Source organism: Bacillus sp. JJ1773 (assembly GCF_036962035.1).
Classification (GTDB): Bacteria; Bacillota; Bacilli; order Bacillales; family Cytobacillaceae; genus Cytobacillus.
Window position 1 is genome coordinate 25144 of record NZ_JBALNX010000028.1, and the last position, 25106, is coordinate 50249.

The 25106-nt window shown below is 39.7% G+C and carries 21 protein-coding genes; all 21 read right to left on the reverse strand.

Annotated features, from left to right (window positions below; all coding sequences use genetic code 11):
• Positions 1–60: 60 nt before the first annotated feature.
• Positions 61–1023 (reverse strand): ABC transporter ATP-binding protein, encoded by a 963-nt coding sequence (locus tag V7127_RS07160; RefSeq protein WP_335484491.1) that lies wholly within the window; start codon positions 1021–1023, stop codon positions 61–63.
• Positions 1016–1972, reverse strand: coding sequence for an ABC transporter ATP-binding protein (locus tag V7127_RS07165; protein ID WP_438823979.1), 957 nt, complete (start codon positions 1970–1972; stop codon positions 1016–1018). Before V7127_RS07165 ends, V7127_RS07160 begins: the two co-directional genes overlap by 8 nt.
• A gap of 30 nt (positions 1973–2002) precedes the next feature.
• Complete coding sequence (gene nikC, locus V7127_RS07170; RefSeq protein ID WP_335345164.1) at positions 2003–2926, reverse strand: nickel transporter permease; 924 nt, start codon at positions 2924–2926, stop codon at positions 2003–2005.
• Between the two features lie 12 nt (positions 2927–2938).
• Complete coding sequence (locus V7127_RS07175; RefSeq protein WP_335345165.1) at positions 2939–3961, reverse strand: ABC transporter permease; 1023 nt, start codon at positions 3959–3961, stop codon at positions 2939–2941.
• Between the two features lie 10 nt (positions 3962–3971).
• Positions 3972–5576: an ABC transporter substrate-binding protein gene (locus V7127_RS07180; protein ID WP_335345166.1), complete on the reverse strand. Its 1605-nt coding sequence runs from the start codon at positions 5574–5576 to the stop codon at positions 3972–3974.
• Between the two features lie 48 nt (positions 5577–5624).
• Positions 5625–6749 carry a DUF917 domain-containing protein gene (locus tag V7127_RS07185; RefSeq protein ID WP_335345167.1) on the reverse strand — a complete coding sequence of 375 codons (1125 nt, stop codon included), beginning with the start codon at positions 6747–6749 and terminating at the stop codon, positions 5625–5627.
• 50 nt (positions 6750–6799) lie between these two features.
• Entirely contained in the window at positions 6800–8530 is a 1731-nt protein-coding gene (locus tag V7127_RS07190; protein ID WP_335484495.1) for a hydantoinase B/oxoprolinase family protein, read from the reverse strand.
• Between the two features lies 1 nt (position 8531).
• A complete protein-coding gene (locus tag V7127_RS07195; protein WP_335484497.1) occupies positions 8532–10574 on the reverse strand; it encodes a hydantoinase/oxoprolinase family protein in 2043 nt (680 codons plus the stop codon).
• Between the two features lie 48 nt (positions 10575–10622).
• Positions 10623–11168 (reverse strand): helix-turn-helix domain-containing protein, encoded by a 546-nt coding sequence (locus V7127_RS07200; protein ID WP_335345170.1) that lies wholly within the window; start codon positions 11166–11168, stop codon positions 10623–10625.
• A 197-nt stretch (positions 11169–11365) separates the two neighbouring features.
• On the reverse strand, positions 11366–12916 hold the full coding sequence (locus V7127_RS07205) for a hydantoinase/oxoprolinase family protein (RefSeq protein WP_335353251.1): 1551 nt from the start codon (positions 12914–12916) through the stop codon (positions 11366–11368).
• Complete coding sequence (locus V7127_RS07210) at positions 12916–14019, reverse strand: DUF917 domain-containing protein (RefSeq protein WP_335353250.1); 1104 nt, start codon at positions 14017–14019, stop codon at positions 12916–12918. Before V7127_RS07210 ends, V7127_RS07205 begins: the two co-directional genes overlap by 1 nt.
• Before the next feature lie 16 nt (positions 14020–14035).
• Complete coding sequence (locus V7127_RS07215) at positions 14036–14620, reverse strand: TetR/AcrR family transcriptional regulator (RefSeq protein WP_335353249.1); 585 nt, start codon at positions 14618–14620, stop codon at positions 14036–14038.
• Positions 14621–15057: 437 nt separating this feature from the next.
• Entirely contained in the window at positions 15058–15231 is a 174-nt protein-coding gene (locus V7127_RS07220) for a hypothetical protein (RefSeq protein WP_335484500.1), read from the reverse strand.
• Positions 15232–15420: 189 nt separating this feature from the next.
• On the reverse strand, positions 15421–16263 hold the full coding sequence (locus tag V7127_RS07225; RefSeq protein WP_335484502.1) for a biotin-dependent carboxyltransferase family protein: 843 nt from the start codon (positions 16261–16263) through the stop codon (positions 15421–15423).
• A 14-nt stretch (positions 16264–16277) separates the two neighbouring features.
• Positions 16278–17042, reverse strand: coding sequence for a LamB/YcsF family protein (locus V7127_RS07230; protein ID WP_335484504.1), 765 nt, complete (start codon positions 17040–17042; stop codon positions 16278–16280).
• A gap of 142 nt (positions 17043–17184) precedes the next feature.
• Positions 17185–17928: a 5-oxoprolinase subunit PxpB gene (gene pxpB / locus V7127_RS07235; protein WP_335353246.1), complete on the reverse strand. Its 744-nt coding sequence runs from the start codon at positions 17926–17928 to the stop codon at positions 17185–17187.
• Positions 17921–18532, reverse strand: a complete 612-nt coding sequence (locus V7127_RS07240; RefSeq protein WP_335484506.1) for a pyroglutamyl-peptidase I — start codon at positions 18530–18532, stop codon at positions 17921–17923. The genes pxpB and V7127_RS07240 overlap by 8 nt, the downstream gene beginning before the upstream one ends.
• A gap of 17 nt (positions 18533–18549) precedes the next feature.
• On the reverse strand, positions 18550–21522 hold the full coding sequence (locus V7127_RS07245; RefSeq protein ID WP_335484508.1) for a M14 family metallopeptidase: 2973 nt from the start codon (positions 21520–21522) through the stop codon (positions 18550–18552).
• 10 nt (positions 21523–21532) lie between these two features.
• Entirely contained in the window at positions 21533–22444 is a 912-nt protein-coding gene (locus V7127_RS07250) for an ABC transporter permease (RefSeq protein WP_335353244.1), read from the reverse strand.
• The gene (gene nikB / locus V7127_RS07255) at positions 22441–23376 is read right to left on the reverse strand and encodes a nickel ABC transporter permease (RefSeq protein ID WP_335353243.1); all 936 of its coding nucleotides are present in this window, start codon (positions 23374–23376) and stop codon (positions 22441–22443) included. Before nikB ends, V7127_RS07250 begins: the two co-directional genes overlap by 4 nt.
• Positions 23377–23508: 132 nt before the next feature.
• Positions 23509–25089 (reverse strand): ABC transporter substrate-binding protein, encoded by a 1581-nt coding sequence (locus V7127_RS07260; protein WP_335353242.1) that lies wholly within the window; start codon positions 25087–25089, stop codon positions 23509–23511.
• Positions 25090–25106: the final 17 nt, after the last annotated feature.

A 25106-nucleotide genomic window follows, 5' to 3' on the forward strand; every position in this document is an offset into this window, starting at 1 on the left:
CTCATGACTACCGTTTGAGCCGCTTTCTTATCAAAACGTATACCATGAACCTTTCATCCATCAGCTCTTTACCAAATGACACCGGACCATCCGCCCATCATCATAATCTACTAGTTCTTGCTTTTCTGAGCAGTCTTCAACAGCATAAAGGCATCGTTGTGCAAAGCGGCAGCCCTCAGGTGGATCGATAGCTTTAGGCATTTCACCTTCATACATCGTAAGGGAAAAAGCGGACTGTTCATCGATGGTCGGCAAAGATTGCAAGAGCAGTTGTGTATAGGGGTGGGCAGGCTTATCAAAGACTTGATCCACCTCTCCAATTTCTACAAACTCCCCTAAGTACATAACGCCAACTCTTGTACACATATGTTTAATAACACTTAAATCATGTGAAATAAATAAATACGTAAACCCTTTGGATTGCTGAAGATCCTTTAATAAATTCAAAATTTGTGCCTGCACTGACATATCAAGGGCAGATGTTGGCTCATCTAAAATAATAAATTTAGGATTTAATGCGATGGCACGGGCGATCCCAACCCGCTGTCTTTGCCCGCCGCTTAATTGATGCGGGTAGCGCTTATAGAAGTCCTCTGAAAGCCCCACTTCATATAGAAGTCTTTTCGCTTCTGCCTCTCTCTCTTGGTTGTTCAGGGAAAGATGGGTTTTCATTGGTTCTTCAATAATGGAGCCAATCGTCATTTTCGGATTAACTGACCAATATGGGTCTTGAAATACCATTTGGATTTCTTTACGGCTTTTTTTATCTTCTAATTTATTTAATGTGAATAGATCTTTATTACCAAAAATAACAGATCCATCTGTAGGAGCTAGAGAACGCAAAATAGTTCGCGAAATTGTGCTTTTGCCGCAGCCTGACTCCCCCACAAGGCCAAAGCATTCCCCTTCTTTAATCGAAAAAGAAACATCATCAACTGCATGCAAAAAGCTCTTTTTTCGAAACAAACCTGTTCTAACGGGAAAGTATTTTTTTAAATTTACGACTTCCAGTAAATCAGTCATGAACAGAACCTCCCCCATTCGGATAATTACAGGCCACTTTGTGAGTCTCATTTACACCCGTTAAATTTGGCATCCCTTTAGTATTACATTCTGGTCTTGCACTAGGGCAACGGTTGAAAAAAGGACAGCTTGTAAGTGATCGGTCAATCATTCCATCAATAACAGGCAGTTTCTCACGCGTTTCTTTTAGCTTTGGAATTGCATCCATTAACATCGTTGTATAAGGATGCTTCGGATTTTGAAACACTTCCTTCGTCCGCCCTGTTTCAACGATATGACCACCGTACATAATGACAATTCGGTCGGCAATTTTTGAAACGACACTGAGATTATGGGTAATAAAAAGAATGGACGTACCATGTGTTTCTTTCATTCTATTAATTATATAAAGAATTTGCGATTGAATAGTCACATCTAGGGCAGTCGTCGGTTCATCAGCAATTAATAGCTTAGGATTACACGCCATTGCCATCGCAATCATGACTCTCTGACGCNNACTTAGTTCATGGGGGTATCTTTTTAAAGTCCCCTTTGGATCCGGGAGCCCGACAAAGGATAAAGATTCTATCGCTTTCTCCTTTGCATCTTTTTTTGAAAGTGATAAATGCTTTCGAATCATATTTATCATAGGTTCTCCAATCGGAAAGACTGGATTCAATGATGTCATCGGGTCTTGAAAAATCATTGTCATTGATTTTCCCCTAAATCCCTCCATCTTTTTTTCAGGAATGCTTACTAAATCAACCCCTTCAAAAAGGATAGACCCGCTTTTAATACTAGCCTTTTTAGTAGGAAACAAATTCATGATTGCAGATGCTGTCATAGATTTTCCTGAACCCGTTTCACCTACTAAGGCTATTGTTTCGCCACGATTAATCGAGAGCTGTTCTAGATCCAAAGCGGTAAATGTTCCGGAGCGAGTTTCAATTTCTACCTTTACATTCTTCATTTCTAAAAGAACATCCACTTCTTTTCCCTCCTATTGATCACGGGTTTTCGGATCTAGATAATCTCTCAATCCATCTCCAAATAAATTAAAGGCCATAACAGTAATAAATATAAATAAACCTGGGAATGTGACATACCACCAATTTGTCAAAAAGAAATTCTTCCCTATATTAATGAGAAGTCCCCATTCTGGCTGGGGAGGCTGTGCACCTAGCCCAAGAAAGCTTAAAGATGCAGCTGTCAGAATAATCGAGCCAAAGTCCATTGATATTTGGACGATGATCGGGGCTAAACTGTTTGGCAGGATATGCCTTATGATGACTGTCCAAGATGGAACCCCCATCGCTTTTGCAGCCTCAACGAATCCACGTTCACGTAACGAAATGACTTGTCCGCGTATTAATCTCGTATACCACGGCCACCAGGAAATAGCGATGGCAATCATCATATTTGTAATGGAGGGACCTAATAATGCTGCAATGGCAATGGATAACAATAGGGGTGGAAAGCTTAAGAAAATATCACAAATCCGCATAATGGTCTCATCAATCCATTTTCCAAAATAGCCCGCAATTAAGCCTAAAGGAAGACCAATTGCTACAGCTAACCCAATCGCAATTAAGCCAATTTGGAAAGAGATTCTTGCACCGTATAGCACTCTGCTAAATAAATCTCTTCCAAGTTCATCCGTTCCGAATAAATGCTCCGAACTCGGAGGCAAAAACTTCTTCTCTAAATGTGATTCAGAGGCAATATCGCCTGGGTAAGGAACAATGACTGGCGCCAGAACAGCGATAGCCACCAAAAATAAAATGATAAAAAAGCCTACTCCTGCCAGCTTATTCATTTTAAAGAAATACCGAATTTCACTCAAAAATGCACTTTTATTTGAACTTTTCTTCATTAATGCTTTCTCCGAGGAAGGAGGAGAAACATTTGGATTCACTTTAAGCATATTGTTTTCCTCCTATTCCGCATTTAACTTAATTCGTGGGTCTAGTATGGCTAAGACCATATCAACTAGGAAGTTTACAAAGAGATACGCTCCTGTAACAAAAATTGTTATACCCATTATGACTGGATAATCTGATGAAAGAATAGCTTTAGAAGTATACAATCCTAACCCTGGCCATGTAAAAACAGATTCAATGAGAAAAGTAGTTGTCAATGCATAGGCAAATGTAAGACCGAGCGATGTAACCGTTGGACCCATAGCATTTTTCAAGGCATATTTAAACGTTCTAGTTATATTTGAAAAACCATAGGCTTTAGTAACGCGCATGTATTCCTCACCGATTACCTCAAGCATGGAGGATCGTGTCATCCTTGTGACCACTCCTAAAGGAAATGCCGCCATTGTTAGCATTGGCAATATTAAATGCATAAGTGCATCCTTGAAGTAAATCCAATTCCCTTGCAATAAGGAATCTAACAAATTGGATCCCGTTATCGTTTCGATTGGATAAAGTAATGCAACATCCGTTGATACCCTTTCACCTAACGGAAACCATCCTAATGTTTGATAGAAAATCAGCTGCAGGATCATCGCTAACCAAAAGGTTGGAATGGACACACCGCCAATGCTTATTCCTCTCGCAAGATGATCTAACCATGTTTCCTTTTTAATTGCCGTCAAAACTCCTAATGGAATCCCAATGATTATCGCGATTAACATGCCGCCAAAAATAATTTCTAAGCTTGACGGAAGAAAGGTTAAAAGTTCTTTTAAAACAGATTGATGGGAAGTAATAGATACTCCCCAATCACCTGAAAATAACCCTTTCATATAAGTTAAATATTGAATATAAAGGGGTTGGTCCAACCCCAATTCAACCTTGGCTGCTGCAATTTGTTCAGCAGTTGCCTTCGGTCCAATCCAACGGGCTGCTGGTTCAGAAGGAATAACTCTAGCAATAATAAAGGTGATCAATGAAACACCAAATAATACAAAAATACCAAGTAACAATCTACGGAGAAAAAAACGAATCATAAGGGATCACCTATTGTTTGAATGTGTCATAGAAAAATACTACGTTTGGATATGCTGGATTATCTACATATCCCCCGAGGCTATTGTTAATAATACGCACATATTTTTTGTCGTAAAGTGATAGTCCTGGTGATTCTTCCACTAAAATATCCTGTGCCTGTTTATACAAATCAATTGCTTTCTCTCTATCAACACCTGCAATCTTTTGTGCTTCATCTACCAATTTGTCATAGCTTACATTTTTAAAGTAAGCTAAATTAAACACGATTTCATCCTCTGATCCATATAAATTCTTCATAAATGAATACGGATCTGCGTAGTCCGGCCACCAGTACATAAATAATATATCTTGACGCTCCTCAGGATTTGGTGATTTAGCAAGGTCCCATTGAGCTTCCCAAAGCATGCCTTTTAGCTCTAAATCAAAACCAATCTTAGCAAATTCAATCTTCATTAATTCGGCTATTTGCCGCTCATCTTCATCAGCGGAGAGGTAAGTAAGCGTTAGTTTCCCACCGTCTACTCCGGCTTCCTTTAACAATTCCTTTGCTTTTTCGATGTTGTATTCATATTGCTTTAAATCCTCACTATGTCCCCATAAGCCTTTTGGGATTGATCCAAAGGATTGAGTAGCTGTATTGCCTAAAATATCCTTAACAATGCTTTCATATGGAATCGCATAGGAAATAGCCTGACGAACCTTTGGATTATTTAAAGGCTCTTTTTCCGTATTGAATAATGAAATTAATTGCTGGAAGCTTTCTGTTTCTTGAATTGAAACCGTATTATCCCCACTTAAAGATTTTACGAGTTCATTTGGCAGCTGCTGAACGAAATGCAGTTCGCCTCCTTTTGCCATTTGCAGTCGAGTATTTGCTTCAGGGATTGATTTGAAGACCACTTTCTGAAATTGATTTGGCTTCCATTCACCCCAATATTCGTTATTTGAAGTCAGGATTAATTGGCTTCCCCGCTCCCATTTTTCTGGCTTATAAGGTCCTGTACCTGCAGAATTCCCTTCATTAAACCATTGTTCGCCTCCATTTTCTTCAGCTGCCTTTGCATCAAAAATGAAAGAAGCGTAGCCTGATGAAACAATGGTGTCTAAAGCTGCCGGATAGGATAAAACAAATTCTAACGTATAAGCATCCTTTGCATGAATTTCCTGTACAGGATCCCAGATGAATGCCGCTCCCTTTCCTCTTTCCATCGTTCTTTCAATAGCGGCTTTAGCAGCTTCAGCTGTCATTTCGTTTCCTGTATGGAACTTTACCCCTTGTTTTAATGTAAAAGTCCAAGTAAGTCCATCTTCAGATACTTCATACCCTTCAGCTAGTACATTTGTGAATGTTTCAGAATTTGCATCATACCTCAATAAGGTTTCATACATATTGTTCATGGCAACAATTTCATTCGAATAGCTATCACTTGGATCCCAAAATGTCATAATTTCATCATGAGCTCCAAACACCGCCACGCCGCCTTTTGGTGCACCCTCTGACTCTTTGCCGTCCGAACTATTGCCATCATTTGTGGCTGTATTATTACTGCATGCAGCTAATACAACAAGCAAGCTCAAGACAGTCATGAACCAAAACCATTTAGTTCTTTTCATTTCCTCCTACCTCCTACTATTGTTATTTATCCAAAAATCATGTTGAGTTTAAGCCTGCTTCGTATGTGAAAAATCTGCTAAACTCTTAAGCTGAGAATATAATTCTCTATTCTCTCCAATGTATTCCGGACCGAAAATAGCTAAACCCTTTTCAGTTTCCCATGCTTGCGGTGCAGGGTAAGTAATAACGGCCACTTCCATTCCTTCTTTACAGTTTGGATTTAATATCGGGTGCCCATCGTTCAAATCAACAACTGTTATTAATTCTGGAATAATAGAGACGATCCCATCACCATTCCTAGCAACCATATGTTCATTTCTAAACCATAGTGATAAATAATCTTTCCCATCAAGAGAGGAAATCGTGATATTTCCTTCTATAAATCCAATTACATCTTTCCAGTTCGAAGACGTTACGGTCCCCTTTATTAAAATCCTTCCTTGACCAGCTTCACATATCGGATTGATAGGAGATAGACCTTGCTCATTTGCTAGTCTCCTAGCCTTTCCGACACGCTCAGAATTAGTAAGAGTGTCACGAATAACTGTACTCATTAACCTTTCACCTAATATAGGATGGTCGCACATTCCGGCAATATTGCCTGAAGAAATGGCAAAGTTCCTAGCTATATCCTCTGCACGATCATGATTAGCAACCGACTGCACAATCAAAACGTCCCCATACTTATTGGCAAGAGCGAACGGGGCAATGGGTATATCGAAAATATTAAATGTTGTATGAGCAATATCTGGGACAGCCCTTCCGGCAGGATCTGCATCTACTAACGGGATATTAAGAGAAGCAGCTGTTTCCATAGCCCAAGCGATATTTGCACCAAGTTCTGTAGGAATGACAGCATCTAGCTTTTTTCCTAATGCTTTCTGCAATGACTTCGCAGCTAAAACAGATACATTTTCCTTCGATTTTAGAAGATTTTCTAGTTTCTCCACTACTTCCTTTTTAGGGGAGGCAACCGAACCAACATAATAGGGCGAAGCAATTAGCCAATCCTTTTCAACATCTTCTAAGGAAACCATTCGAACTTGCTTCCCATTCGAGTAGATCTCGCTGATGATCCTTAAACCTTCCTTTAGATCACCTCCACCCCCAGTACCATATATACATGCACCATATAAAATGTCCTCTGCTTCTTGCTGTGTTAAAGTCCTCAAAAGGGAACCTCCTAGTTATCTTTTTTATTTCAATTGCACCGAACCTATTCCTAACTGTCTAGTCTACACTTCGTTAATCCTTTAATTTTAAAAGTATCCTTTTCAATTAAAACTCCAAAGATCTCCTCAGCTTGTTCAACTGAAATGTATGCATTTTTTACATCTTCAGCTACGAGCTGGGCGTCTCTATCAAATGGGTTTCCATACCCTCCGCCAGTCCCTGTTACAAGCTTAACGACATCTCCTTTATTTAAAGGATAGCGAGCATACACACCAAATGGTCCATCGACTTCTCCGTTACTTTTTTCTATATAAAAGTGATTAGTTGATCCATCTTTCCCACCACGCAAACCCCATGGTGCAAATTTATTACGTCCGTACGTTACAGAAACAGCTTGATGATCAGTTAAAGCTCTATAGGAACGAATAACTCCTGAACCTCCAATAAATTGCCCTGCACCAGCACCATCCGTATTTAGAGAGTACTCATCGACCATGATTCCATATCTTGATTCAGCAATTTCAACCGGTACGTTATACGTTTCTCCATCACCAATACAGAACTGGGCTCTTACGCCATCTTCCTCGTTATTTGCACCCCAGCCTCCAACTGAAGGCTCTACAATTAAAAATGGCTCTTTTGTATCGGGATGTTTTCCAGATAAGGTTACGGAACATACAGATAGGAAATGCCCAGCACCCAGCTTTGTTGGAAGAACACTTGCTAAAGCCTTCCAAACGAGGTCACCACCCATTGCTCCACTTTCCCAATAAACAGACATTGGCGCTGGCCGCTCACACGAAAAAATTGAACCGGGATCTGTAATGATTTCAAGTGGTCGGAAAACCCCATCATTAATCTGATGCTCATCGTTAATAATGGACAAAAACACAGTCCGAACATCTGAAACGAGAGTCGTATAGGAGCAATTAACAGGTCCAGGCACTTGAGGATGACTTCCTCTAAAATCACAAATAAAGCGTTCATCCATAATAGTGACCTTTACTTGTACCTTAAACGGTCCATTTCCAAGCCCATCTGTATCGATAAAGTCTTCTGCAAAGTACTCTCCATTAGGCAGAAGCTTGATTAAACTTTTTGCTGCCATCTCCCCTTGGTCCAGAAGGAAATCTGCCGTATGCTGAACGGTATTAACACCGTATTTATCACATAATTCTTGGTATCGTTTTTCACCAATTCTTAAAGATGCGATTTGTGCCCACATATCACTTATGGATAAATCCGGATACCTTACGTTTGCTCGAATCATTTCGACAAGGGCCTGATTGATTTTCCCTTCATCAAATAATTTAATACAAGGAAACTGAAGTCCTTCCTGATAAATTTCAGTTGCATCATTCGAAAACGACCCCGGGTCCTTTCCCCCAATTTCTGTCCAATGAGCTTTATTGGCTGAAAAAGCAACTAATTCATCATTATAGAAAATAGGCATTACTAATCCGACATCAGAAAGATGAGAACCTCCGCCATTATAAGAATCATTTATGATCACAATATCTCCTGGCTTTAAATCATCACCATATTTCTTTACTGTTTCTTTTACCATCGAACTAATCATTCCAATAAATCCAGCAACCCCATTACCTTGCGTTAATAAAAAACCTTTAGCATCTGTTATACCTGTTGCATAATCCAACACCTCATAAATAATTGGGCTCATTGAAGTTCGTCCTAATGTAAAAAACATTTCTTCTCCAATTGAGGTTAGGGAATCCTTTACAATTTCCAATGTGAACGGATCAATTGTTTTCTGCGCCAACTTACTTCCCTCCAGTATAAATAACTAGATTTCCATACAGGTCGACCTCTAACGTTTGAGTCGGATATACAACAACAGATGACATATTATCTTCAACAACAGCTGGTCCTTGTATCATCATCTTCGGTCTCAACTGACTTCTGTCAAATACATTTGTCATTAGCCAGCCGTCCTCTTCAAAATAAACATTTCTGCTATATTCTACGACAGCCTCTTGATCATTCGATGATTCCAGCTTCTTTAGTTCAGGTCGATTAACCTTTCCTACTGTTGTTAAATGCAAGTTTACAATTTCTACCTCTGCCTCTTCTAAATTAAAGGTATAAGCCTTTTTATGATAATAATGGAAGGACTCAATAATTTGCTGAGTTGTATCTTGGTCCCACTGCCCATTTGGCATTGGCACCTTTACTGTGTGCTCCTGACCAACATAACGAAGATCGGCATATCTCATGAAAAGAATATCCTCTCTCTTTACTCCCTCATCTATATACCGCTCCATACTCTTCTGCTCTAATAGGTGCCACATCTCATTTATCTCGTTTATATCTGCATTTTTTAATCGTTTAATATAGGTTTGAATAATGTCAGACCGTAAATCTGTCATCAACATGCCCCATGCAGAGAAAACAGCTGAAGCCACTGGAACAATCACCTTTTTAATCCCTAATTCTGCTGCTAAGTAGGTGCCGTGTAATGGTCCCCCGCCGCCAAATGCAACCATTGTAAAATCCCGAGGATCAAAGCCTTTTCTTACTGAAATAAGCTTCAGTGCATTTAGCATATTGGAATTAGCTAGACGAATAATTCCTAAAGCTGCATCATCAACCTTTATGCCAAAAGGCTTTGCCACCTTATCAGTCATGACATCCTTAACTTTCTGTAAATCAACTGCATGCTCAAATCGATCAGCTGATAGTCTCCCCGTTAATAGGTTTGCATCTGTAATGGTCGGTTCTTCTCCTCCTTTACCATAGGCAACCGGACCTGGGACAGCCCCCGCTGATTGAGGACCGACACGTAAAGAGCCTACTGAATCGATCCAGGCAATAGAGCCGCCACCATTCCCAATTTCTACTATATCTACGACCGGAACCTTTAAAGGATAGCCCGCCCATTTCTCTGTTCTCTCAATCTGATAATCAGTCGTAATTTTTACATTGCCGTTTTCTATCAAGGAGCACTTTGCCGTAGTTCCGCCAACATCAAAAGCAATTAAATTCTTTTCACCAAGATACTCGCCTAAAATAGCTGAACCGAACACACCTGCAACCGGACCAGATTCTACCATATTGATCGGGGCCTCTTTCGCCAGCCCAAAGGTTGTTGTGCCGCCATTCGATTGCATAATATATTTTTGTGCTTTCACATTTTGTTTCATTAATTTCTGTTCTAATTGATTAATATAATTAGAGGCAATCGGCTTTACATAGGAATTCATTGCAGCCGTATTCGTCCGCTCGTATTCCCGCCATTCCTTTGTCATCTCATGGGAAGTCGTAATAGAAACCTCTGGCCATAACTCCTGAATAATCTTTGCTGCTTCTACTTCATGTGAAGGATTTTTATATGAATGAAGGAAGACAATGGCAATCGCTTCGACCTGTTCCCTTTTGAAATCATCTATTATCCTCATAATCTCGTCCTTATCTAACGGGATTATGACTTCTCCTTTATAATTAAGCCTTTCCTCTACCTCTCTTCTTAAAAAACGAGGGACAATTGGTTTTGGCTTTTGATAGCGGACGTTAAATAAGTCTGGCCTGTTTCCACGGCCGATTTCTAAAACATCCCGGAAACCTTTTGTCGTAATTAGGGCTGTTTTAACTCCTTTTCTTTCCGTTAATGCATTAATAATAACGGTAGTCCCATGAATAAATGTCTCTATCTCAGTTAGGGATATTTGGCTTTTCGCAAGAACATTTAGGACACCTTCCTCAAAGTTTGGAGGAGTCGTATTACTCTTAGAAAATCCAATTTCTCCTTCATTTGATACATATACTAAATCTGTAAATGTTCCGCCAACATCAGTTGAAACTCTCATCCATTCTCTCCCCTTAATAATTTTTTCTCTTGAAATGATCCACTTTCTCTAAAAGATGGAGGGTGTTAGTACGCATAGCATGACAGATTCCTCTTGTAGCGGGTTTTCATAATCATGCGGTATGTTAGAAGGAAAATGGATAGATTCATTGGCCTTAACAGTAAATTTGTCATGATCGACTATAAAACTTACTTCACCCTTTAATATGTAATAAAATTCTTCCCCTTTATGGACAAAGTTTTCATCCTTTTGCTGGTTTGGTTTTAAGACAACGATTAATGGTTCAAAAAGTCTGTTCGGGAAATTTCCGTTTAAACGAATGTAAGTAGTTTGGGAATTTTGAATTTGGAAAGATATTTGCTCTGATTCTTCAACATGATAGGTTTTGTTGATTAAAGGCTTTTGGAAAAAGTATGATATGTCTACTTCAAAGGCATCGGCGATTTTTTTTAGTGAGGTGATCGTTAAGGATGAAGAACCGCGTTCTATCATGGATAAAAATGCGCTTGAGAGCTCTGTCTTTTGACTTAATTCCTTTAGTGTCCAATTACGGCTCGTCCTTAGCTTCTTGATTTTCTCAAAAACTTCCTCCACTTTACTAACCCTCCATTGGTAATAATTCAGTATACTTAATTTTGAGTAAATATATTAAATATACTGAATATTTTAGCACCAATTTCGTTTGTGTCAATAACATTACCTGTTATTTTTTGACTATTAAAAAAGTCCTCACACAGATTGCAAGGACTTTTTTAAAAAGGAGGGTTCTTAAATTTCCTTTTAAAGGTCCCTTATTCTTTTAGTAGACCGGCCGCCTTTACTTTTACGTGGATGGAATTACCTGGAAGATAAGCGAGAGGGATATCCTCTATACTTACTATTTTCACTGTAGAAGGGGATGCCCCTGCTGTTATCGCTGAGTTAATCGCATGATTTTTTGCATCCTCAATGATTTCATCATATGTGTTTGATTCTAGTGTATAAATTTTGTCGGTTTCTCCGCTAACCTCACCTAGAGCTGCACCTATTGCATTTGCAGCAGCAAAGTTTTCTGGCATATACACCTTTGATACACCCTTGAGCTTTGAAGATACAAGAATACTCCCGCCTCCAACTAGAATGACCGGAACATCGTCTCTGCTCGTTTTCATTCGATCGATTGCATCTTCTAGCATTCTAGAAATCAATTGATCAGCTTTCTCGGCTAAATCGGGATCTATATTTTCCGTTTGTGCCTGATCGAGTTTAAACTTCCCCATTTTGACGGCAATATCTGTTGTGGTTAGTGTATCTCCTCCAAAGACTATGCCCTTTTCAGATAATAAGTAACCTACACTTTCTGGTCCAATGGCTACTTCCCCATCCTTGTTATAAACAATGGTTCCCCCGCCTAGGCCCATAGATAAGAGATCTGGCATACGGAAGTTTGTACGAATCCCGCCAATATCGACAGCCAATGACGACTCTCTTGGGAAGCCGTTGACAAGTACCCCAATATCAGTAGTTGTTCCTCCTATATCAACAACCAAAGCATGGTCCAAACCTGTCAAATGTGCTGCACCTCTTATCGAATTCGTTGGGCCGCTTGCAATAGTTAGGATTGGATACTCAAGTGCATATTCACAAGTCATTAATGTTCCGTCGTTTTGGCCAAAGTAAATCTTTGCATCGATTCCTTCTTTTTCAAGTGTTTGTTGAAAACCTTCTGCAACCTCTTTGATGATTTCTTTTAAGGCTGCATTTAATATGGTTGCATTTTCCCTTTCTAGCAACCCTACACTTCCAATTTCATTTGATAAAGAAATGTATAGATCCTCACCTAATTCTTCTCTCACAATTTCTGCGACTCTTTTTTCTTGAAGCTGATTTACAGGGGAGAACACACCAACAATAGCGATAGAGTGTGTCTTTCCTTTGAACTCTTGGCAAATTTCTCTTATTTCATGCTCGTTAATCTCTGCAATTGTTCTGCCGTCATATTCATATCCTCCAGATGCAATTCTTGTATTCATTCCAATTTTTTCGATTATGTCATCCGGCCAACCAGCTAAAGGAGGAATGGCAGTTGTTGCTGGTGCGCCTAGCCTTATGACACCAACCTTAGTAAGCTTTTTACGCTCCACAATTGCATTTGTACAATGTGTCGTGCCCAGCATCACATATTTAATCCTTTGAGGATCTACCTTACTTTTACTAAGAAGCTCTCTTACAGAATGATTGATCCCCGTACTAATATCTGTTGTTGTAGCGACCTTTACTTGGCAAATACACTCTAAGTTTTCATTCAGAAGAACGGAATCTGTGTGTGTACCTCCGACATCGATTCCAACACGATAATTCATTATTCCCAGTCCTTTCTTTTCCGTTCTAGCTGCTCTACCGGCTCATATTCATATGGATAACCGAAATAATGTGGCCCGGCCGTTTCAATTCCTTTTTTTGTACGCCACTTCTCATGACATGGGAATGCGATAATAATGACCCTTGCCCCATATTTTAAACCCTCTGTTGTGATCGGAACGCCGGTTTCTAAATCTAACACAGCAATTAAATCAGGAGTAATGGCAAGTGGTTTGTCTTTCGATGCATCAACTGCCAATAAATGCTCATTTTGAAAGAAGAGTTTGACAAGCTGATCTTTATTTTTATTTATACCTTCAATTAAAGCCTCCCCCTTAGTAAATCCCTCCTGAATACGGCGGCGGATATCAACCGCTTTTCCTTGGAACAATTCAAAGCCTTCAAGTTTCTTAAGCATTTCTTTGACTGGATTTAATCCTTTAACCTTTGAATGACGAATAATTTTCCCTATATCTTCAGCCAGGGTTAATGTATCGGGTATGGCACTTTGCTTTACATATTTTCCTTCTAATGCATAATCACACATTTTAGCTTGTCCGCCCATTTGAATGGTAGCCGCACGTGCCAATCGCTCTGACCATTCACCGTTGATTGGGTACATAAGAAGTGTGTTGCCTTTGTCATCCGCCATCGTAACCGCACCAGGAGAAAGTCCATCAAGGTGAAATGTCACCATCTGTGCCTCTGGAAAAGCTCTCCCCATCGCATCAGCGTCTAGGACAGGAATTCCCTTTTTCGCAGCAGCTGCTACAGGAATAAGTGAGTTAATTCCGCCAACTTCAATAGGCATGATGGCTGTTGCTTTTTTTCCCAGCACCTTTTCAAGCATCTCCAGAGAGGCTGTTAGCTCCTCTTCTGAAGCAATTTTTTCAACACCCACAGTCGGCGCACCAATAGAGGAAACAGGAACAACTAAATCATCATCTTTTAATTCATCAACTGTAATCATTCTAACTTTTCCGTATTTCTTTATGGCTTCGATGGCCATCATTTTCCCTATGTACGGATCACCGCCCCCGCCAGTACCCAATACAGCAGCACCAATCGCAATATTTTCAATTTCTTCAATTCCTAAAAGTCTCATTTCCATCCCCCGTTGATTATTTAGATATGCCTTCCCAATAGATTTTCCAGTTCGTTTTAAGCCGCCACTCAAGTGCCTCAATATCCTTTGGGTAATAAAATAATTGTGTAAATAAGCCATCCATTAAACATAAAAAACTAGCTGTTAAACTTTTAACCTCAATTTCTCTTACTTCACCCTTCTGGATAGCAGAAGTAAATATCTTATTCAATAAGTTTGCTAAAAAACGATCAGATTTTAAAAATTCCTCCTGAACCCTACTCTCTAATCCTTTCGGCGGAAAAAGCATATATCGCCTATAAAAGTTTGTTTTCTCCTCTTCCTTCAGATGGTAATAATGCATTTCTTGTAGAATGGTAAATAATTTCCTCTCTGCAGTATCATTGGATATGCTGTCCGAGATGTCCTGAATATATTGAAAGTGATGGCTAAATACTTCATGAAGCACAGTTAAAAATAAATCTTCCTTATTGCTATAAAACGCATAAATGGAAGGAGTTTTAATCCCTACCATTTCTGCAATCTTAGCCAGAGTTGTTTCTTCATAGCTATTAACTGAAAAAAGTGTTAGTGCTGCATCCTTAATTTTGTTTTTCGTCATTTTCATCACCTAATGATCATTAGTTAGGTTACAGTATAAAACATGAACATTCAGAATTCAACGAATTGTTCCTGATTTTTTATGGATTTCTGTAAATTTGGGAGGCTTACCTGCTTTTGTTTACAGTTTTCTGTGGCGATTATAAGAATTGGGAAGCTTTCGGGGCTTTGTTTCTACTTTTTTATGAATCCATGTAAATTTGGGAGACTTACCGGCTTTTAATTCCTCTTTTCCGTGAATACAATTTAAATTTGGAGATTTATGCGATTTACTGCCATCAGTTGTGGGCTCAAAAATACTTTTCGATAATTACAGTATATTTTCGCCGTGATCATTTACCTCTTGCACTCAACTAAAAACCCCTGCTTTATTGTCTATTAAATACAATTTATTTTGACATAGAAAGGGGAAAGGAACGAAATGGCTTTTCCTCAATTTTAGATAAACCTATTAATATTGAGGTTTAGTTTAATATGGACATTTATTTCAATCAAACGTTTGATTAAACTACCGCTAGCCCTTGCGGCAACAGTTTGTGCCTGTTCAATCAATCGTTTAATTAATGGCTTTCCCTTGGAACTTGGAAATGGGATCCCAATACGAACATACATATCAATCAAACGTTTAATTAATTTGACCCTAGCCCTTGTGCAGCAACCGTTTGCGCCTGTTCAATCAATCGTTTGATTAATGACTTTCCCCATAACCTTTAAAATTCCCCTTTTAAGTTATCTTCCTGCAATTTCAATTTCCTTCTTATGCTGTAAAACTAAATTCTGGCGGTGACAGTGCACCGCCAACTATTCAAGCATTTCGAATTTAATCTTACAGCCTCTACGAAGCTGGACAACTTTCCAGAGATCTTTTTTTACTATTTTGCCAATTGTTGAGTAGCCTCCAATTGTTTGGGCGTCTGCCATTAATATGATTGGCTGACCATTATTAGGAACTTGAATTGTACCAAATTGTGTTGCTTCGGATAGGATGTCGCTTCCATTAATAAATGAAAGAGGAGGTCCTTCAAGGAGATAGCCCATTCTGTCTCCAACCTTTATGCAATATGTTGACTTGAAAAATTCATAAACACTTTCTTCGCGGAATCGATTTAGGTGTGGGCTCGGCCAAACCCTAACGCAAAGTTCCTTAGAATAAGCGGGAATATCGCTTGGTCGAAGGCTACTTTGAAATCTGTTAGTTTTTTCTTTGCTAGCATATAAAATCATGTCCTTTTTTAGCTGAGTGCCTAGCTGACCTTTTGGATAAGTAGATGCACTGCCTAATAGTTCTTCAGCATAAAAGCCGCCTTCAGGAATGATATACGTAATAGTCCCCCGAATGGGTTGAGTTAATTTCAGGATCTGTCCTTTAAAAATATTAAAGGATTTCCAATATGGTGTAGGTTCACTATCAAGCAATCCTCCTAAATCAGCACCCGTAATCACTATTCTATGGTCTGTGAGAACTTCTAACTCAAGTCCACCTAAAAAAAACTCTAATGCAGGATCATTGAAATCATTACCTAAAATATAGTTCCCCATTTTATAAGCATGGAAATCCATAGCACCAGATACTGGAACACCAAACCGTCTATAGCCAGTTCGGCCTTGGTCCTGAATTGACCCATATACTCCCGCTTTCCTCACTTTAAATAGTGGAATCATATTTCTTTCCCTATAGATTCAACAAGGATCCGGGCTTCTTCCAAAGCTTTTCGAATTAACATTGTATGATGGGCAACATTTTCTCCATCGCCATGAAAGCAAATCGTATCCACCTTCATTGGCAGCCATTGACCTGATTGTGTTTTGACCCTCTTGTTAAACACGATTTCCTTTACTTGTCCAAGAATATCATCGAATGAATTCAGCACTGCATTCGGTAAAAGTCTTGAACACAAACGTCCATCATCCGTATATACCCGGTCCGCGAAGGCCTCGGAAGCTGTTTTCAAACCAATTTTTTGTCCAGCTTTTACTAATTCACTATTAGTTAATCCGAATAAATAAACATCAGCTGCAGAATCATAAACAGCTTCTGCGACAGCCTCTGCAACAACAGTGTTTTCTGCCGCTGCATTATAAAGGGCCCCATGGGGCTTCACATGCTGAAGTGGAACACCGTGAATATCACAAAAAATACGAAGTGCGCCAATTTGGTAAACTACACAATTGTAAATTTCACGCGGTGCCATCTGCAATACTCTACGCCCAAAACCTTGAAGATCTGGATAGCCTGGATGAGCACCAACTCCAACCCCATGTTCCTTTGCTCGTTTCACAGTCTCTTGCATGACGTTAAAATCACCAGCGTGAAAACCACATGCAATATTTGCTGATGTTATATGAGGAAAGAGCTCGTTATCCTCACCAATCTTAAAAGTTCCAAAGCTTTCTCCGACATCAGCATTTAAATCTATGCGCATAACGGCACCTCCTTTTTTATAAGAAAATTTTTATCTGCTAGCCGTTATTGAATAAACTAAGGTCATTTCCTAATAAGAAAACTCTGCTATAAATTGCATTATTAAACTTTATCGGGTCACGCCATTTCCATGGGCTGTTCCGCTAATCCATGATAAATGATTTTATCTCTTCTGGATCCTCTTCCAATCGCTTCTTGATCTTGTCATACTCCGCCATTGAAATGGGCAAAAATTCAAGCTGATCGCCAGCCTGAATAAAAAACGGCTCCGAACGGTCAGGTAAATACAGACCAAGCGGTGTTCTCCCGATTATATTCCACCCACCAGGAGATTCTAACGGATAGATCCCCGTCTGATTATTTCCTATGCCTACTGTCCCTTTTGAAACCTTCGCACGGGGAGTATCCAGCCTTGGCGTTGCTAATTTTTCATTCAATCCGCCTAAATAGGGAAAACCAGGTAAAAAACCAATCATATAAACGGTATATGTTTGATGAGCATGCAGGTAGATAATTTCTTCCTTACTTAATTGCGTGTGTTTCATTACTCTTTCTATATCTAAACTAAACTCGTCATCATAGCATACCGGAATATGCAGCTTTCTTATTTTATTCTCCGTTTCCTCTACACTGCAAAGCTCCCATTTCGTTAGCAGACGTTTTATATCATTGTTGGGATTTTTCATTTCCTTTTTATAATAAACGGTAACCGCGTGATAGCTTGGGACTACCTCTTCGATCAATGACCCTGAATCTCGTTCAACAGTCATACAAAATTTTCGTACCTTCTGAAAAGTCTCACTATCAATATTTTGGCCGAAGCAAAACCGAATGCTATTCTCTCCAGTTACCATTGCTTCGGGAATATATTTTTGCAGATTACTCATTTTCAGATAACACTTGAATACAAGTGAGAATGGCCTTTTTCAAATCTTCATGAGACCAGCTCGGAATCTTTCCGTGCTGGATTGCCAGCTCATGGGATGCAGGTATATGAATAAAACCGGAAGGCATTTGACGTTTATTCAGGCTCGCAAAGTGCAGGCTTTGATACATTACATGATTACAAAGATATGTCCCAGCCGTATTAGAGACTTCTGCTGGAAGCCCTTCCTCTATCAGGCGATTCACCATCTTCCGTATAGGAAGGGTTGTCATGTAGCCGTCTGCTCCTTCCTCCTGTATGACTTCATCTACTGGGATATTGCCGCTATTATCTGGCTCGCCGTCATTCACATTAATGGCAATACGTTCGGGTGTTATTTTATAGCGCCCTCCTGCTAATCCTAATGAAATCACAGCGTCCGGCTGAATTTTCTCTAAATGGGCTAAAAGCTGTTTTCCAGAATTTTTGAAATCAACGGTTAAAACCTTGCTATGAATCTTGTAATTTCCAACCTCTTTTTCATGCAATTCTTCAACAATACGCATTGTTGGGTTAATAGAAAACTTTAAAAACGGTTCAAATCCAGTGAGTAATAATGTTTTCATAGAAAAACTCCCTCTCTTTATGAAAGTCGAAGTGGGCGTCTCCGTTCTAATCCTAGCCCGTTCTTGTTATGGCGTTCCACATCAATCTCTGCCTTTTGAAGAGCCTCCAAAATGGCTAAGTCAAATAAAATATGTGCTTCAATACAGCTTTCGAGAACCTCACCATACACAGTTTCATCCGCAGCTTCAGAGATAACCTCAGCTGCAATCCACTCAGGGTATCTTGTAATTCCGATTGTTGAATAGCTTGGGGCAACATCCGACTGCCGATAAAAATGAATACCGGGAACCTCTTCGATTGGAAAAACTTTTGGCAGCCATTGGTTGCCGTACTTTTTAAAGCGTTCCTTCCAGTACTGATTTTCCTCTTCAATCTTTGTACCTTTGATCCAATGGCTAATTCGATTAGCAATCACATCTAAATTTACTTCATGCGTTGGCCGGAATTCTCCTTTTGATAATCTTCCAATTCCGTATATTTTCGCACTTGGCAGAAAATATGAGACAGGAAAGCGCGGCGGGCTATTATAACCCGCAAAAGGCTGGACCCATTCATGTGAAGGGATGCCATGATCATCAATGATGATATCCGGGGCCCATCTTCGCAAAATCTCTGGATATATATTTGCCTCACCAAATACAGTTTCATGGAAACGGACGAGAGAATATTCCAAGCCCACTGCATTATATCTTGCTGCATGGTGCTTCCATTCCGGGTGCTCTTCCGTAAGTTTTAGCATTAATTCGTACCCATCAGGATTTGCTAGAGGGAGAATAACAATGTTCATATCCTTTAATAAATGATCAAAATGCCCGTCGGCCCGTTCTAATAATTTTAATACAGCAGGCGTACTCGAAACCTCGTTGGCATGGTGGCCAGCCTCAATAAAAATGGTTTTCTTAAATAGAGACATTTTCAAAGTAGAATAAAACTCTTCACCTGCATCAAGGAAACATTCAAAAACAGGAATTGCATGACCACGGTAAGAATGGTCGGGATACAAAATCCGATACTGACTCTGATGGCTGATCCAATCTTGCACATCCTTATGAATATGCTGTGAAGGAAGTTCAAAAGCTTCTACTGGACGTGTTATTTCCTCATGCCCATTTGTCATGATAGCCTTAAAAAAATGTCCTTCACGATTAAACTGAATAGATGTCGTTGTCCATTGCTCTATTTGTTTATCTTCCCAGCTATAGACTCGAATTAGCGCCCTAGGCTTCTCTCTATACGTTACATGCATAAACGGGTGAACTCCGCCGGGAGCGTCAAATGACTTCCCTTCAAGCTCTAGTCCCATATGGGCAAAGTAGTCCAGTGTATTAAAATAAAGATCCTCATGCAATGCTTCAAGGGAGGATACACGTTCTTCATCAATGGATAATTTTCTTTCTTCCTCACTCATCCATACGTCTATTTCTATCCGGTCAAATAGTGGGCGGTTATGCCCTTGGCCGGGACGATAACTAGAAACCTCACGCCTAAGACTAGGCAGCACTTCGAGCATATAGAAACGATAAAAGCGTTCCCTGTCGGATTGAACAATATGTTCAATTGGTTCTTCCCCAAATTTCAGTATTCGTACAGCGCTTGAACTTGGATAAACACTATGCTTTTCGTCTACATATGGGAGCTTTGAAACAGGTACGTCCAAATACCCCATTAAATATTTTTCACCTAACTTGCCAATTCGATAGACCTCATAGGTGTGTTCAAGGCCATCCTCTAACGCATATTGAACCAACTCGGCCTTCAGGCCGATTTCCTTTTCTATATATTTGTCAAGGGGATACAATTCCTGAATCCAGCGAATAGGCAATTCAAGTGCATTTTTACCTGCTTGTTTTTGAACTTTTATTTCAATGCCTTGAATTCCTTCATCTTGTATCTCTGAGTCTATAAATTCCGGCAAAACTTCCTCAATAAACCAATGAAATCCCGTTTTGAAAGCAGAGCGAATAGTTATGGATTTTATTTGGGGAAAATGAAGCTGCCACTCTTTCTCTAAGGCTTTTCGAACTTCCAGTGGTTCTGATAAATAGATTTCGATATTTGCACCTTCAAGGTCTTTTTCATTTGCTAAAACCTCAAAAGCTCTGTCCGCTTCCCATTCATCTGTCCAATTCATTTCAAACAAAAGCGAGGGCTCTGTTTTTTGAGATAATTTATGCTCCTGCTCCCAGTATCCAAATTCCCCTCCCTCACTCCAATGTTTTGCCCGTGCAAGATGATAAATGGCAGCCGGAAGGTTAGTTTTATTCCCTGCTAAACGTAAAGTATTCGGATACGACAGTTCTAACATCATATTGGAACCTTCCGTCACTTGAAACTGTAAAGCGGCATCTGCATTTCCTGTAATAGGAAACTCGATTTTGGTAGAATACATAGCTCCCCTAGCAGCTAAATGACAAAGCTCACGCAAAAGTTCAGGTGTCCACAATAAGTCTTCAACGTCAATATTCATGCTGAATGCTTTAGAAGGGGACGCCTCACTGATCTTTCCTATACCAGAGAAGCTCCAAAAGTCCGCTAAACTATTAATTTTAGGATAAGTATTATGACAATCTTTTCTAACAGCTAAAGTCGGAATAATTGTCTGCCCGCTATAAAGTCTGCCATCTTTCAATTCAATTCTAGAACTTTTCTCAGTTATTAATTCAGGTTCCATGGAGGCTAGAAGCTTAAGCAAGGTCGAAAGCTCTATTTCATCTTTATAGCTGACAACAAGATGCTGATTCTCTACCCTTATTGCTGTGAATAATTCCGAGTGTTCAAAATCCATTTGAATAGCTTTATCACTTTTTTCAAAGAAATGGAAGGAGAGGGATGTTGTTTCAAACCCTAACCGGCCACAGAAGTCTATTAAACCTTCTGGGACAAGATGTTCGGGCAAGTTAATATAAATCGAAGTACTATCAACAACTCCATCGCCATTTTTATCACGCAATAGACCTTCTTTCGACCAAAGCGCAAGAATATTCTTCACTTGTCCTCACCTACAATTTCATATTTGGATCGAATTTATCTCTGAGCCAATCTCCTAATAAGTTAAAACCCAATACGGTCAGCATAATGGCAATACCAGGGAAAGTAGCTGTCCACCAAGCAGTCGTGACATAGTTTCGGCTATCTGCAAGCATTCCGCCCCAAGATGGAATGGTTGGGTCCACTCCCAAACCTAAGAATGTTAGTGAAGCTTCCAATAAAATAAATTCTGCAATATACATCGTTCCTAGTACGAGAATCGAGGATAACACATTTGGCAAGATATGCTTCCAGATTATAGTAAAGTGAGTTCCACCAATCGCCTTAGCCGCATGAATATATTCTTGTTCTTTCAAGGAAATTACTTCTCCCCTGATTAACCGGGCGAAACCTACCCAGTATGTTAACCCGAGAATGATGATAATCTTCCAAATTCCTGTACCAAGCACACTCATAACGACAATGGCAAACAAAATAAACGGAAAGGCCAATTGGATATCTGCCACACGCATTATGAAATCATCTAGCCATTTTCCAAAGTAGCCTGAAATAAGCCCAAGGACAGTGCCAATAACCAATGAGATTAAAACACCGAAAAATCCAACCATTAATGAAATTTTCGCCCCGTAAATGATGCGGCTAAACAAGTCCCGGCCAACTTGGTCTGCGCCAAGAAAATAAACAGACTTGCCTGTTTCATCTGCCCAAGATGGCGGAGCAAGTCGGGATGTCAAGCTTGCTTTTGATGGGTCAAATGGAACAATCCATTGGGCAAAGAGTGCTGCCGATAAGCTTAGAACGACAAGGATGATTCCAGCAAACCCGGCAGGATTTTTTTTAATAAAGCGCCAAAACCGTTTTAATAATGATTTTTTGGGGCTTACTTGCTGCTCTGGTGTTTGTTCGAGCTGTAAGGATGTCATGAACGGCCACTCCCCCCGATTTTTATTCTCGGATCAATAAACGTGTAGCTTAAATCAATAATCAGATTGACTACTACCATAACAATTGCTAGAAAAATAACTCCGCCTTGAATAACCGGATAATCCCTTTGATTGATGGCATCAATAATTAACCGGCCAATTCCCGGCCAAGAAAAAATCTGTTCAACAATAACTGTTCCTCCTAGAAGTGCACCAAATTGAAGGCCAATAAATGTAACAGTAGGCAATAATGCATTGCGGAAGGCGTGTTTTATGATAACAGCCAGATCACTTATTCCTTTCGATTTTGCGGTTGACACATATTGCTTATTTAATACCTCCAGCATAGAGGATCGGACTAGTCTCGCCAAAATCCCTGATAATATCATACCCAATGTAATAGAAGGGAGAATAAGATGCTTGAAGCCCTCAAAGCCAGAGGACGGCAGCCATTTCAGGTTTACTGCAAAAATAAGGATGAGCATAATACCTAACCAGAAATTAGGAAAGGAAATCCCAATTAGTGAAAAAATACGCCCAAAGAAATCAACACCCGTTCCTCGTTTAACTGCTGATAAAATACCTACTGGGAACGCAATAATAATTGCAACAGCCATTCCGCCAAAAGCAAGAGCTAACGTAGCACCAATCCGTTCCTTGATTAATTCCATTACAGGCATTCCGCTCCTGAAAGATTCACCAAGGTCAAACGTAATTAGCCCCTTCAAAAATATCCCATATTGTACATACAGCGGTTTGTCTAGTCCAAGATTGGCTCTCACCTCGGCAATCGCCTCTTTTGTAGGCTCCCCTGCCTGGAACATGACAGAAACAGGGTCCCCAGTCAGCCGAATGGAGAAGAAGATAATTAACGATATGGCGAAAATAACTAAAATGGTGTGAAACAATCTTCGAATAACATAAGCTATCATTTTTGTCCCCCCTTGAAGGCGTGTTTATTGTTCAATTAAAACAGTTTGGATGATATAGATTAAAAGAAAGAGATAGCATGAGATTCATACTATCTCTTTCTGTCAAAGACTTGCATACACAGAATCTGTTTTTTATTTAACAGAAACCTCTTCTAGTCGCATACGATCTTCATGCGGAGGCTGGAAGTTTTGAACTCTCTTGTTTACTGCATATAAATCAACAGCTGAATATAAATTCAGTTCAGGTGCTTCATCATAAAGTAATTCTGTTAGCTCCTTGAAGATTGCTTCACGTTCTTCCTGGTTGATAGACGAACGCTGTTTGCGAAGAAGCTCTTCAACCGTTTCATTTTTGTAAGACGGATTCCATTGTTCACCTTCGTAATACATTAAATAAGCTGTGTTATCGAAATCAAGTGTCCATCCGCCCCATCCTTGACGGTACATATGACCAGCTTTAGCGTTTGGAATTAAATCTGAAATTAATGTTGTATTATCAACACTATTAATATTTACCTTTAAGCCTACTTCCTCTAAGAAGAATGAAACAGCTTGAGAGATCTCTTTAAAGTTTCCATCATTACCAGGGATGAATAGGTCAATGGCAGTTCCTTCTTGTACTCCAGCTTCTTTTAATAACTCTTTCGCTTTTTCAGGATCATAAGGGTATGGCTTTAAGTCAGGGTTGTTTCCGAAAGAAAGCTCACTTTGGAACGTACTGATTGGTTTTCCGTACCCGCCAAGAATTTCGTCAATGATCGCCTGCTTGTCCACCGCATAGTTGATTGCCTGTCTAACAAGTTTGTTATCAAACGGTTTTTTTGACACATCAAATCGTAAAGAGAAGGCGGTTGGTGTACCAACATCTTTTAATTCTAAGAAATCAGTGCCTTTTACTGTTTCAGCCTGTGCTACCTCTACACGCTTCATAATGTCAATTTTTCCTGTTTGCAATTCTGCTAATCTTGTAGATGCTTCAGGAATTACTTTATACACAACTTTGTCTAGCTTTGGTAATCCTTCTTTCCAGTAATCAGCGTTCTTTTCTAGAACAATTTCTTGGTCACGTTTGTAGCTAGTCATTTTAAAAGGGCCAGTTCCTACTGGATTGTTGTTGAAGTTCTCGTCCCCTTTTTCCTGTATATACTGAGGCGGTACAATGACTGCCCCGTATCCAGCCAGCTTCGTTAATAGAACAGGATCTGAATTTTTTAAATTAAAGTTCACTGTGAATTCATCAACAACTTCAACCTTGTCAATAGATGTATAGTTCGAATATTGCGGTCCTTTTTGACCTTCTTCACCTAGCAAACGATCAAAAGTAAATTTGACAGCTTCAGCATTGAACGGTTCTCCATTATGAAACTTAACACCTTGACGAAGCTTGAATTGCAATGTTTTGTCATCTAAATACTCCCAGCTCTCAGCAAGACCTGGCTGCAGTTCTAAATCCAAATTACGGTCTACAAGTCCTTCAAATACGGAAGTGGCAATTGTACTCCAATCTAAAAGAAATGTATCAATTGGATCCCAGTTTTGCGGATCGCCAGAAACACCAATAACGATTTCATTGCCGCGGTCTTTTGCCGGATTTTCTCCACTGCTCTTACTTGGGCTTGTGCTAGCCTCATCTTTCCCGCCGCCTGAACATGCAGTAAGAACGAGTGTAAAGGCCAAAAATAGTGCAAATAATGCTGAAAATTTCTTTTTCATTCCCTGTTTCCCTCCTG